This is a genomic window from Streptomyces sp. NPDC001781, from assembly GCF_053596035.1.
Genome location: NZ_JBSFFI010000003.1, coordinates 138,517 through 151,900 on the forward strand (window position 1 = coordinate 138,517; position 13,384 = coordinate 151,900).

Consider the following 13,384-nt stretch of genomic DNA (forward strand, 5'->3'; position numbering starts at 1 on the left):
GTGCGTTACTCGCCCTTGGCCTTCGCGATGATCTCCTCGGCGACGTTCCGGGGAACCTCGGCGTAGGAGTCGAACTGCATCGAGTAGCTTGCGCGACCCGAGGTCTTGCTGCGGAGGTCTCCGACGTAGCCGAACATCTCCGAGAGGGGCACGAGGCCCTTCACGACGCGGGCACCGGCCCGCTCCTCCATGGCCTGGATCTGGCCACGGCGGGAGTTGATGTCGCCGATGACCTCACCCATGTAGTCCTCGGGCGTGGTGACCTCGACGGCCATCATCGGCTCGAGGAGCACGGGCGAAGCCTTGCGCGCGGCCTCCTTGAAGGCCTGCGAACCGGCGATCTTGAAGGCGAGCTCGGAGGAGTCGACCTCGTGGTAGCCACCGTCGAGAAGAATGACGCGGACGCCCGTCATCTCGTAGCCGGCCAGGATGCCGAACTGCATGGCCTCCTGCGCACCGGCGTCCACCGAAGGGATGTACTCCTTCGGGATGCGGCCACCGGTGACCTTGTTCACGAACTCGTACGACGCGTCGCCGCCCTCGATGGGCTCGATCGCGATCTGCACCTTCGCGAACTGACCGGTACCACCGGTCTGCTTCTTGTGGGTGTAGTCGTGACGCTCGACGCCCTTGCGGATCGTCTCGCGGTACGCGACCTGCGGCTTGCCGACGTTGGCCTCGACCTTGAACTCACGGCGCATGCGGTCGACCAGCACCTCGAGATGCAGCTCGCCCATACCGCCGATGATGGTCTGGCCGGTCTCCTCGTCCGAGTGGACCTGGAAGGAGGGGTCCTCCTCCGCGAGACGCTGGATGGCCACACCCAGCTTCTCCTGGTCACCCTTGGACTTGGGCTCGATGGCGACCTGGATCACCGGCGCCGGGAAGTCCATGGACTCCAGGATGACCGGGTTCTTGTCGTCGGACAGCGTCTCACCGGTGGTGGTCTGCTTCAGGCCCATGACGGCGACGATGTCGCCGGCGCCCACCGACTCGATCTCCTCACGCTTGTTGGCGTGCATGCGGTAGATCTTGCCGATGCGCTCCTTCTTGCCCTTGACGGAGTTCAGCACCGAGGTGCCGGACTCCAGGCGGCCCGAGTAGACCCGGACGAAGGTGAGCTTGCCCAGGTGCGGGTCGCTCATGATCTTGAACGCGAGCGCGGACAGCGGCTCGTCCTCGGACGGCTTGCGCTTGACGACGACCTCGGGGTCCTTGACGTCGTGGCCCTCGATGGCCTCGACGTCGAGCGGGGTCGGCAGGTAGCGCACGACCGCGTCGAGCAGGGGCTGGACGCCCTTGTTCTTGAACGCGGTGCCGCAGAACACCGGGGTGACGGTGGTGCCGTCGGACTTGCCGGACGCGATGGTGATACGACGGATCGCGGCGTACAGCTGCTCCTCGGTGGGCTCCTCGCCCTCCAGGTACAGCTCCATGATCTCTTCGTCGTTCTCCGCGACGGCCTCGACCAGCTTGGCGCGCCATTCCTCGGCGGCCTCGGTGTGCGTGGCCGGGATGTCGACGGTGTCGTACATCTCGCCCTTGGCCGCCTCGGCGGACCACACGAGGGCCTTCATGCGGACCAGGTCGATGACGCCCTTGAAGTCCGCCTCGGCACCGATCGGGAGCTGCATGACGAGCGGCTGGGCGCCCAGGCGGTCCGAGATCATGTCCACGCAGCGGTGGAACTCGGCGCCGGTACGGTCCAGCTTGTTGACGAAGCAGATGCGCGGCACGCCGTAACGGTCGGCCTGACGCCACACCGTCTCGGACTGCGGCTCCACACCGGCGACACCGTCGAACACCGTCACGGCACCGTCGAGCACGCGGAGCGAACGCTCCACCTCGACGGTGAAGTCGACGTGACCCGGGGTGTCGATGATGTTGATGGTGTAGTCACTGCCCTCGAGGGGCCAGTGGCAGGTGGTCGCAGCAGACGTGATCGTGATGCCACGCTCCTGCTCCTGCTCCATCCAGTCCATCGTGGCGGCGCCGTCGTGGACCTCACCGATCTTGTACGACACACCGGTGTAGAACAGGATCCGCTCGGTGGTGGTCGTCTTGCCCGCGTCGATGTGGGCCATGATCCCGATGTTGCGGACCTTGGCCAGGTCAAGTGAAGTGGTAGCCATAAGGCTTCAGTCTTCTCTCGGTCTCGATGTGGGTAGCGACTACCAGCGGTAGTGCGCGAAGGCCTTGTTGGACTCGGCCATCTTGTGCGTGTCCTCGCGCTTCTTGACGGCCGCACCGAGGCCGTTCGAAGCGTCGAGAAGCTCGTTGAGCAGACGCTCGGTCATCGTCTTCTCGCGACGGGCGCGGGAGTAACCGACGAGCCAGCGCAGCGCGAGCGTGTTGGCGCGACCGGGCTTGACCTCGATCGGCACCTGGTACGTCGCACCGCCGACGCGGCGGGACTTGACCTCGAGGGTCGGCTTGATGTTCTCCAGCGCGCGCTTCAGCGTGATGATCGGGTCGTTGCCCGTCTTCTCACGCAGACCCTCCATGGCGCCGTAGACGATGCGCTCGGCGGTGGAGCGCTTGCCGTTGAGCAGCACCTTGTTGATGAGGGAGGTCACCAGAGGAGAACCGTAGACCGGGTCGATGATGACCGGGCGCTTCGGGGCGGGGCCCTTACGAGGCATTCTTACTTCTCCTTCTTGGCGCCGTAGCGGCTGCGGGCCTGCTTGCGGTTCTTGACACCCTGGGTGTCGAGCGAGCCGCGGATGATCTTGTAGCGAACACCCGGCAGGTCCTTCACACGGCCGCCGCGCACGAGCACGATGGAGTGCTCCTGCAGGTTGTGTCCCTCACCCGGAATGTAGGCCGTGACCTCGATGCCGCTGGTCAGACGCACACGCGCGACCTTACGCAGGGCCGAGTTCGGCTTCTTCGGGGTGGTCGTGAACACACGCGTGCAGACGCCACGACGCTGGGGCGAACCCTCGAGTGCGGGCGTCTTGTTCTTCTCGACCTTGTCCTGCCGGCCCTTACGGACCAGCTGCTGGATCGTAGGCACTACTTCTCCGGTTTCTGTGTGCCGAATGGTGAAGCTAACCTGGAACGACTACCGACCCACGCGGTCGGGTGTGTCGAACCCGCGGACTCCCGCCGCAAAGGGAAGAGCGCGGATCTCGGTGGCCGCTGACGGCTCGCCGTGCGGTGAGTGGCACACACGGGAGCCAGGGCACACCCCAGGCACAAGGTCTGAGCGTACCTATCGCACGGACTTCGGTCAAAACAAATGCGAGGCGGCCCCCGTGACGGACAGGGCATGTCAAGTCCCGACGCCGTCAACGATCTTCGATTTCACGTGGCGCGCACACCGCGCCACACCTCTGCCATCCCCCCGCCGTCAGTCCAGCACGTCCACCGCGATCAGCAGCAGCCAGAACAGCGCCCAGCCGCCGAGGGACAGCCAGCCCAGAACGAGGCCGGTCAGAGCCAGGCCGTCGCCGTCCTCACCGGTGCGCCGGATCTCCGCGCGGGCGGTGTGCCCGAGCACCACGGCCGGGATTCCGGTGAGCCCCGCGGTCGGCACGCACAGCAGCCCGCACACCGCGGACCCGAGCGCCCTGCCGTTCCGCGCCGGCCGCGGTGTGGCCAGGAACACCTGCGGCACGGCCGCCACGGGCCCCGGATGCGGCACGGGGCCCTGCGGCAGGTCGGCCACCACCAGGGACAGCTCCCCCACCGTACGGGCCGCGTGGACCCGGCCGACCCGCAGGTCGAACTCGTCCTTCTCCAGCCGCCCCTCGGCGAAGCCGGCACTCAGCACGCCCACCGCCCGCTCCCGGTCGGCGTGCGAGGCCAGCATGAACGCCGCTCCCCCGACCGGCCCTTGGGGCGGCATCGGCCAGTAGGCGGGAGGCTGCGGCGGGAAGTGACCGGGGAAGACGCCGGGGTGCGGCGCCACGGGCCAGTTCGCCGCGGGCCAGTTCTGCGGGCGCGGCGGCTGCCACGACGGTTGCGACGACGGATGCGACACGGAGCACCTCCCGAACCCCCGGCCGGGGGTCTTCCATCATGCGCCCGAATGTCCGCGGCACGAGGGGAAAACGCCGAAGGGCGGCATCCCCGGGGGATGCCGCCCTTCAGTTCGAGTGCCTTACGGCCGCTCGCCTACTGGTTGTACGGACCGTAGTCGTAGTCCTCCAGCGGAACGGCCTGGCCGGAGCCCGCGCCGAACGGCGAGTAGTCGATGTCGTCGTAGCCGACGGCCGAGTACATCGCGGCCTTGGCCTCCTCGGTCGGCTCGACCCGGATGTTGCGGTAGCGGGAGAGGCCCGTACCGGCCGGGATGAGCTTACCGATGATGACGTTCTCCTTGAGGCCGATCAGGGAGTCGGACTTGGCGTTGATCGCCGCGTCCGTCAGGACCCTGGTCGTCTCCTGGAAGGAGGCCGCGGACAGCCACGACTCGGTCGCCAGCGACGCCTTGGTGATACCCATGAGCTGCGGACGGCCGGAGGCCGGGTGTCCGTTCTCCTGGACCACACGACGGTTCTCGGTCTCGAACTTCGAGCGCTCGACCAGCTCGCCGGGCAGCAGCTCGGCGTCGCCGGACTCGATGATCGTCACGCGGCGGAGCATCTGCCGGATGATGATCTCGATGTGCTTGTCGTGGATCGACACACCCTGCGAGTTGTAGACCTTCTGGACCTCGCCGACCAGGTGGACCTGGACGGCACGCTGACCCAGGATGCGGAGCACGTCGTGCGGGTTGGTGGCACCCACGGTGAGCTGCTGGCCCACCTCGACGTGCTCGCCCTCGCGGACCAGGACCTTGGCACGCTTGGAGATCGGGAACGCCGTCTCGTCGCTGCCGTCGTCCGGGGTGACGACGAGCTTCTTGGTCTTCTCGGTCTCCTCGATCCGCACGCGGCCGCTGGCCTCGGAGATCGGGGCGACACCCTTCGGGGTACGGGCCTCGAAGAGCTCGACCACACGGGGCAGACCCTGGGTGATGTCGTCACCGGCCACACCACCGGTGTGGAAGGTACGCATCGTGAGCTGGGTACCGGGCTCACCGATGGACTGGGCGGCGATGATGCCGACCGCCTCACCGATGTCGACCAGCTTGCCGGTGGCCAGCGAACGGCCGTAGCACATCGCGCAGGTGCCGACGGCGGACTCGCAGGTCAGGACCGAGCGGGTCTTGACCTCCTCGACGCCGTGCTTGACCAGCTCGTCGATGAGCACGTCGCCCAGGTCGGTGCCGGCCGGGGCCAGCACCTTGCCGTCGACGACGATGTCCTCGGCGAGGCAGCGCGCGTACACGGACGTCTCGACGTTGTCCGCCTTGCGCAGCACGCCGTCGGCGCCGCGCTCGGCGATCGACAGCTTGAGGCCGCGCTCGGTGCCGCAGTCCTCCTCGCGGATGATGACGTCCTGCGAGACGTCCACCAGACGACGGGTGAGGTAACCCGAGTCGGCGGTACGCAGGGCGGTGTCCGCCAGACCCTTACGGGCACCGTGCGTGGAGATGAAGTACTCCAGCACGGAGAGACCCTCACGGAACGACGCCTTGATGGGCCGCGGGATGGTCTCGTTCTTGGCGTTCGACACCAGACCACGCATACCGGCGATCTGCCGCATCTGCATCATGTTTCCTCGGGCACCCGAGTCAACCATCATGAAGATGGGGTTCGTCTTGGGGAAGTTCTCGTTCATCGCCTCGGCGACCTCGTTGGTCGCCTTGGTCCAGATCGCGATGAGCTCCTGAGTGCGCTCTTCCTTGGTGATCAGACCGCGCTCGTACTGCTTCTGGACCTTCTCGTCCTGCGCCTCGTAGCCCTTGACGATCTCCTTCTTCGCCTCGGGGACGACGACGTCGGAGATGGCCACGGTGACACCGGAACGGGTCGCCCAGTAGAAGCCCGCCGCCTTCAGGTTGTCGAGCGTCGCCGCCACGATGACCTTGGGGTAGCGCTCGGCCAGGTCGTTGACGATCTCGGAGAGCTGCTTCTTGCCCACCGAGTAGTCGACGAACGGGTAGTCCTCGGGCAGCAGCTCGTTGAAGAGCGCGCGGCCCAGCGTGGTGCGCAGGCGGAACGAGTCCCCCTGCTGCCACTCGGGCTCGCCCTCCTCGCGCTCCGGCGGCGTCCAGCCACGCGGCGGGATGGTGCCCACCGGGAAGCGGATGTCGACCGGCGACTGCAGGGCCAGCTCGCCGGCGTCGAACGCCATGGTCGCCTCGGCCGTGGAGCCGAACGCGCGGCCCTCGCCCTTGGTGTCACGGAGTTCGCCGTCGGTGGTGAGGAAGAACAGACCGAGGACCATGTCCTGGGTCGGCATCGTCACCGGACGGCCGTCGGCGGGCTTGAGGATGTTGTTCGAGGACAGCATCAGGATGCGGGCCTCGGCCTGCGCCTCCGCGGAGAGCGGCAGGTGCACGGCCATCTGGTCACCGTCGAAGTCCGCGTTGAACGCGGTGCAGACGAGCGGGTGGATCTGGATGGCCTTGCCCTCGACCAGCTGCGGCTCGAAGGCCTGGATGCCGAGGCGGTGCAGGGTGGGAGCACGGTTCAGCAGGACCGGGTGCTCGGCGATGACCTCTTCGAGGACGTCGTACACGACGGTGCGGCCGCGCTCCACCATGCGCTTGGCGCTCTTGATGTTCTGCGCGTGGTTCAGGTCGACCAGGCGCTTCATCACGAACGGCTTGAACAGCTCCAGCGCCATCGCCTTGGGCAGACCGCACTGGTGCAGCTTGAGCTGCGGGCCGACGACGATGACGGAACGCGCCGAGTAGTCGACTCGCTTGCCGAGCAGGTTCTGACGGAAACGACCCTGCTTGCCCTTGAGCATGTCGCTCAGGGACTTCAGCGGGCGGTTGCCGGGACCGGTGACCGGGCGACCACGACGACCGTTGTCGAAGAGGGCGTCCACGGCCTCCTGGAGCATGCGCTTCTCGTTGTTCACGATGATCTCGGGCGCGCCGAGGTCGAGAAGCCGCTTCAGGCGGTTGTTGCGGTTGATGACACGGCGGTACAGGTCGTTCAGGTCGGAGGTCGCGAAGCGGCCACCGTCGAGCTGCACCATCGGACGCAGGTCCGGCGGGATGACCGGGACGCAGTCCAGGACCATGCCCTTGGGGCTGTTGGAGGTCTGCAGGAACGCGGAGACGACCTTGAGGCGCTTGAGCGCACGGGTCTTCTTCTGGCCCTTGCCGGTGCGGATGATCTCGCGGAGGCGCTCGGCCTCCTCCTCCAGGTCGAAGGACTCCAGGCGCTTCTGCAGCGCCGCGGCACCCATCGAACCGTCGAAGTACGTGCCGAAGCGGTCACGCAGCTCGCGGTAGAGCAGCTCGTCGCCCTCGAGGTCCTGGACCTTGAGGTTCTTGAAGCGGTTCCACACCTCGTCGAGGCGGTCGATCTCGCGCTGCGCGCGGTCGCGGAGCTGCTTCATCTCGCGCTCGGCGCCCTCGCGCACCTTGCGGCGCACGTCCGCCTTGGCGCCCTCGGCCTCCAGCTCGGCCAGGTCGGTCTCGAGCTTCTTGGCGCGGGCCTCCAGGTCGGAGTCGCGGCGGTTCTCGATCTGCTGACGCTCGACGGAGACGTGGGCCTCCAGCGACGGCAGGTCGCGCTGACGGCGCTCCTCGTCGACGTACGTGATCATGTACGCGGCGAAGTAGATGACCTTCTCGAGGTCCTTCGGGGCGAGGTCGAGCAGGTAGCCCAGCCGCGACGGAACGCCCTTGAAGTACCAGATGTGGGTGACGGGAGCGGCGAGCTCGATGTGGCCCATCCGCTCACGGCGCACCTTGGCGCGCGTGACCTCGACGCCACAGCGCTCGCAGATGATGCCCTTGAAGCGGACGCGCTTGTACTTGCCGCAGTAGCACTCCCAGTCCCGGGTCGGACCGAAGATCTTCTCGCAGAAGAGTCCGTCCTTCTCGGGCTTGAGGGTGCGGTAGTTGATGGTCTCGGGCTTCTTGACCTCGCCGTGGCTCCACTGGCGGATGTCGTCCGCGGTGGCCAGGCCGATCCGGAGCTCGTCGAAGAAGTTGACGTCGAGCACTATGCGTCAATCCCTCTCAGTGTCGTAAGTCTGTGGTCTGAAACGGGGGCCTGGGGGTCGGCGGGGTCCTCGGTGAGAGGACCCCGCCGGACTCCCGTCAGACCTCTTCGACGCTGCTCGGCTCGCGCCGGGACAGGTCGATGCCGAGCTCCTCCGCAGCGCGGAAGACGTCCTCGTCGGTGTCGCGCATCTCGATGGACATGCCGTCGCTGGACAGCACCTCCACGTTGAGGCAGAGCGACTGCATCTCCTTGATGAGCACCTTGAAGGACTCGGGGATGCCGGGCTCGGGGATGTTCTCGCCCTTGACGATGGCCTCGTAGACCTTCACGCGGCCGGTCACGTCGTCGGACTTGATGGTCAGCAGCTCCTGGAGGGCGTAGGCGGCGCCGTAAGCCTCCAGCGCCCACACCTCCATCTCACCGAAGCGCTGGCCACCGAACTGGGCCTTACCACCCAGCGGCTGCTGGGTGATCATCGAGTACGGACCGGTCGAGCGGGCGTGCAGCTTGTCGTCGACCAGGTGGTGGAGCTTGAGGATGTACATGTACCCGATGGAGATCGGGTCCGGGAACGGCTCACCGGAGCGGCCGTCGAACAGCCTCGCCTTACCGGTCGGCTGCACCATGCGCTCGCCGTCCCGGTTCGGGATGGTGTGCTGCAGCAGACCCGCCAGCTCGTCCTCGCGCGCGCCGTCGAACACCGGGGTGGCGACGTTCGTGCCGGGGTCGACCTGGTCGGCGCCGATCACCTGCAGGCGCTGCGCCCAGTCCTCGCCGAGGCCGGAGACGTCCCAGCCGCGGCTGGCGAGCCAGCCGAGGTGGATCTCCAGGACCTGTCCCGGGTTCATTCGGGACGGGACACCCAGCGGGTTGAGGATGATGTCGACCGGGGTGCCGTCCTCCAGGAACGGCATGTCCTCGATCGGCAGGATCTTGGAGATGACACCCTTGTTGCCGTGACGGCCGGCCAGCTTGTCACCATCGGTGATCTTGCGCTTCTGCGCGACGTAGACGCGGACCAGCTGGTTGACGCCCGGGGGCAGCTCGTCGCCCTCCTCGCGGTCGAAGACGCGGACACCGATGATCTTGCCGGTCTCGCCGTGCGGCACCTTCAGGGAGGTGTCGCGGACCTCGCGGGCCTTCTCACCGAAGATCGCGCGGAGCAGACGCTCCTCCGGCGTCAGCTCGGTCTCACCCTTGGGCGTGACCTTGCCGACGAGGATGTCGCCCGCGGTGACCTCGGCGCCGATGCGGATGATGCCGCGCTCGTCGAGGTCGGCCAGGACCTCCTCGGAGACGTTCGGGATGTCCCGGGTGATCTCCTCGGGGCCGAGCTTGGTGTCACGGGCGTCGACCTCGTGCTCCTCGATGTGGATCGAGGAGAGGACGTCGTCCTGCACGAGGCGCTGCGACAGGATGATCGCGTCCTCGTAGTTGTGACCCTCCCACGGCATGAACGCCACGAGCAGGTTCTTGCCCAGGGCCATCTCGCCGTTCTCGGTGGCCGGACCGTCGGCCAGGACCTGGCCCTCGATGATCCGGTCGCCCTCGTTGACGATGACCTTCTGGTTGACCGACGTGCCCTGGTTGGAGCGCGAGAACTTGTGCAGGCGGTACGTGATGTACGTGCCGTCGTCGTTGGCGGTGGTGACGTAGTCCGCGGAGACCTCCTGGACCACACCCGCCTTCTCGGCCTTGACCACGTCGCCGGCGTCGACGGCGGAGCGGTACTCCATGCCCGTGCCGACGAGCGGGGCCTCGCTCTTGATGAGCGGCACGGCCTGGCGCATCATGTTCGCGCCCATGAGGGCGCGGTTGGCGTCGTCGTGCTCGAGGAACGGGATCATGGCGGTGGCGACCGACACCATCTGGCGCGGCGACACGTCCATGTAGTCGACGTCGTCACCGGGGACGTAGTCGACCTCTCCGCCACGCCGGCGGACCAGGACGCGGGCCTCCTCGAACCGCATGTCGTCGTTGAGCGTGGCGTTGGCCTGCGCGATGACGAAGCGGTCCTCCTCGTCGGCGGTCAGGTAGTCCACCTCGTCGGTGACCTGGCCGTCGACGACCTTGCGGTACGGGGTCTCGACGAAACCGAACGCGTTGACCCGGCCGTAGGAGGCGAGCGAGCCGATCAGACCGATGTTCGGGCCTTCGGGCGTCTCGATCGGGCACATGCGGCCGTAGTGCGAGGGGTGCACGTCGCGGACCTCGAAGCCGGCCCGCTCACGGGACAGACCACCCGGACCGAGCGCCGACAGACGGCGCTTGTGGGTGAGACCCGACAGCGGGTTGTTCTGGTCCATGAACTGCGAGAGCTGGCTGGTGCCGAAGAACTCCTTGATGGAGGCGACGACCGGCCGGATGTTGATCAGGGTCTGCGGCGTGATCGCCTCGACGTCCTGGGTGGTCATGCGCTCACGCACGACGCGCTCCATACGGGCGAGACCCGTACGGACCTGGTTCTGGATCAGCTCGCCGACGCTGCGCAGGCGACGGTTGCCGAAGTGGTCGATGTCGTCGGTCTCGACGACGATCGACTGGCCGCTGTCGCCGACCGTCTCGGTCTCGCCGGCGTGCAGCTTGACCAGGTACTTGATCGTCGAGATGACATCCTCGGTGGTCAGCACACCCGCGTTGAGCGGGGCGTCGGCACCGAGCTTCTTGTTGACCTTGTAACGGCCGACCTTGGCGAGGTCGTAGCGCTTGGGGTTGAAGTAGAGGTTCTCCAGCAGCGTCTGCGCGGCCTCACGCGTGGGCGGCTCGCCCGGACGCAGCTTGCGGTAGATGTCCAGCAGCGCGTCGTCCTGGCCCTGGGTGTGGTCCTTCTCCAGGGTGGCGCGCATGGACTCGTACTCGCCGAACTCCTCGAGGATCTGCTCGGTCGTCCAGCCGAGCGCCTTGAGCAGGACGGTGACCGACTGCTTGCGCTTGCGGTCGATGCGGACACCGACCATGTCGCGCTTGTCGATCTCCATCTCCAGCCAGGCACCCCGGGACGGGATGATCTTGGCGGAGAAGATGTCCTTGTCGGACGTCTTGTCGATGGAGGAGTCGAAGTAGACACCCGGCGAGCGGACGAGCTGCGACACCACGACACGCTCGGTGCCGTTGATGACGAAGGTGCCCTTGTTCGTCATGAGCGGGAAGTCGCCCATGAAGACGGTCTGGGACTTGATCTCGCCGGTCTCGTTGTTGGTGAACTCGGCGGTGACGAAGAGCGGCGCGGCGTACGTGAAGTCGCGGTCCTTGCACTCGTCGATGGAGTTCTTCGGCGGCTCGAAGCGGTGGTCGCGGAACGTCAGCGACATCGACCCGGAGAAGTCCTCGATCGGGGAGATCTCCTCGAAGATCTCCTCCAGACCGGACTTGGTGGGAACGTCCTGACCGTTCTCGAGAGCCTTCTCGACGCGAGCCTTCCAGGCGTCGTTGCCGAGCAGCCAGTCGAAGCTCTCGGTCTGGAGCGCAAGAAGGTTCGGAACCTCGAGGGGCTCCTTGATCTTTGCAAAGGAGATGCGCAGCGGGGCGGTGCTGGCGCCGTTGTTCGTATTCGCGGTCGAGGCAGTGCGCGAGGCGGCCAAGAGGGGGTCCTTCCGAGGGCTCGGACTCACTACGCGCGTACCGGTCCCTCTCTCAGGCTCACGACGGGAAACCCCAGGTCAGGGAAGTTCGGTGTCGGTGCTCGAGTGAGGGCAGACCCCTGGTGACGGGCAGGGGACAGCTAACAGGCAGCGCAAAGGGTCAGTGTAGCCACTTGGCACACTGATGTCCAGTCCCGGTTTCGGAGACCCTCGTTGTTCTCAACGCCCTCGTCTTCGACGCCCTCGGCCTGTTGCCCTCGACGCAGGATGATCCTGCCCTCTTCGCCGTCGATCCATGCCTCGGATTCGGATCGTTGTGACGACGCGTCCTGAGAATTGCGCGCTGCGTGCGGTTCGTCAAGGCCCCCCAGCCGGAACGGGGCCTTCCGGAGACACGACGAAGATCACCATACCCCTCGCCACGACGAGCGCAAGGCAACCGTGGCCCCCCGCGCAGACGCCGAAGAGCGACCACCCGGATGGATGATCGCTCTTCGGTGCGTTCGCGTTACAGCCTCTTCAGGCCGCGGTCACGCGGGTGAGGTTCGCGGAACCCCGTGAGGTGTTACTTGACCTCGACGGAGGCGCCGGCGGCCTTGAGGGACTCGGCAGCCTTCTCAGCGGCCTCCTTGGAGACCTTCTCGAGGACCGGCTTCGGGGTGCCGTCGACGAGGTCCTTGGCCTCCTTCAGACCCAGGGAGGTCAGCTCGCGCACGACCTTGATGACCTGGATCTTCTTCTCGCCGGCGCCGGTGAGGACGACGTCGAACTCGTCCTGCTCCTCGGCAGCCTCGGCCGGGGCGCCGGGGGCGGCCGGGCCGGCGACGGCGACCGCGGCGGCGGCGGTGACGTCGAACTTCTCCTCGAAGGCCTTCACGAACTCGGAGAGCTCGATGAGGGTCATCTCCTCGAACTGGGCAAGCAGCTCGTCCTGGGTGAGCTTCGCCATGATGGCGGTCCTTCCACTCGATCGGCGGGTGCCGTATGTACTGGATGTGGCGGGCGTACGTCGGCCCGCTGCGACCCCGGCCGCCTCATGCGGCAAGGGTCAGAAAGCGAGCCGAATTACTCGGCACCGCCCTGCTCGGCCTGCTTGGCACGGAGCGCGTCCACGGTGCGGACGAGCTTCGAGGGCAGCGCCTGGAAGAGCTGAGCAGCCTGGGACTGCTTGCCCTTGAAGGCACCGGCCAGCTTGCTGAGCAGAACCTCGCGGGACTCGAGGTCCGCAAGCTTCTTGATCTCGTCGGCGGACAGCGCCTTACCGTCAAGGACACCGCCCTTGATGACGAGATTCGGGTTGTCCTTGGCGAAGTCACGGAGACCCTTCGCCGACTCCACCGGGTCACCGGTGACGAAGGCGACAGCCGTCGGACCGTTGAACAGGTCGTCCAGCGTGGTGATCCCGGCCTCGTTGGCCGCAATCTTGGTCAGCGTGTTCTTCACCACGGCGTACTTGGCGTTCTCACCGAGCGACCGGCGCAGGGTCTTGACCTGCGCCACGGTGAGACCGCGGTACTCGGTAAGCACGGCAGCGGTGGAGTTGCGGAACGCTTCCGTCAACTCGGACACTGCGGCAGCCTTGTCGGGCCTCGCCATAGAGCCTCGGCCTCCTTCCGGGTGATTCTGACCGCGCGGACCCGAAGGAGGAGACTGGGAAAACGAAACGCCCCGGCGCAGGCGCTCGGGGCGGACTCGACCGGGCGCTTACGCGTGAGCGCGTCTGCTCCGGGAGTTCTTCCACTGACACCTGCGCGGGTCGCCCACTTTGCAGTAGGTCCTTCG

General features: G+C 66.8%; 8 protein-coding genes. All 8 read right to left on the bottom strand.

Going from position 1 to position 13,384, the window contains the following annotated elements; translation table 11 throughout:
• Positions 1 to 5: 5 nt before the first annotated feature.
• The 8 genes from fusA to rplJ all read right to left on the bottom strand — a co-directional run bounded on the left by fusA (position 6) and on the right by rplJ (position 13,198).
• Complete coding sequence (gene fusA, locus ACWCV3_RS03795; protein ID WP_135783685.1) at positions 6 to 2,132, bottom strand: elongation factor G; 2,127 nt, start codon at positions 2,130 to 2,132, stop codon at positions 6 to 8.
• Positions 2,133 to 2,171: 39 nt separating this feature from the next.
• Complete coding sequence (gene rpsG, locus ACWCV3_RS03800) at positions 2,172 to 2,642, bottom strand: 30S ribosomal protein S7 (RefSeq protein ID WP_003992340.1); 471 nt, start codon at positions 2,640 to 2,642, stop codon at positions 2,172 to 2,174.
• A gap of 2 nt (positions 2,643 to 2,644) precedes the next feature.
• Positions 2,645 to 3,016 (bottom strand): 30S ribosomal protein S12, encoded by a 372-nt coding sequence (gene rpsL / locus ACWCV3_RS03805; RefSeq protein ID WP_003948652.1) that lies wholly within the window; start codon positions 3,014 to 3,016, stop codon positions 2,645 to 2,647.
• A gap of 336 nt (positions 3,017 to 3,352) precedes the next feature.
• Positions 3,353 to 3,814 (bottom strand): DUF1707 and DUF4190 domain-containing protein, encoded by a 462-nt coding sequence (locus ACWCV3_RS03810; protein WP_451217843.1) that lies wholly within the window; start codon positions 3,812 to 3,814, stop codon positions 3,353 to 3,355.
• 305 nt (positions 3,815 to 4,119) lie between these two features.
• On the bottom strand, positions 4,120 to 8,019 hold the full coding sequence (locus ACWCV3_RS03815) for a DNA-directed RNA polymerase subunit beta' (protein ID WP_451217846.1): 3,900 nt from the start codon (positions 8,017 to 8,019) through the stop codon (positions 4,120 to 4,122).
• Positions 8,020 to 8,116: 97 nt separating this feature from the next.
• Positions 8,117 to 11,602 carry a DNA-directed RNA polymerase subunit beta gene (gene rpoB, locus ACWCV3_RS03820; RefSeq protein WP_451217849.1) on the bottom strand — a complete coding sequence of 1,162 codons (3,486 nt, stop codon included), beginning with the start codon at positions 11,600 to 11,602 and terminating at the stop codon, positions 8,117 to 8,119.
• A 565-nt stretch (positions 11,603 to 12,167) separates the two neighbouring features.
• Complete coding sequence (gene rplL / locus ACWCV3_RS03825; RefSeq protein WP_030811641.1) at positions 12,168 to 12,551, bottom strand: 50S ribosomal protein L7/L12; 384 nt, start codon at positions 12,549 to 12,551, stop codon at positions 12,168 to 12,170.
• Positions 12,552 to 12,667: 116 nt separating this feature from the next.
• The gene (gene rplJ / locus ACWCV3_RS03830) at positions 12,668 to 13,198 is read right to left on the bottom strand and encodes a 50S ribosomal protein L10 (protein WP_086689993.1); all 531 of its coding nucleotides are present in this window, start codon (positions 13,196 to 13,198) and stop codon (positions 12,668 to 12,670) included.
• Positions 13,199 to 13,384: the final 186 nt, after the last annotated feature.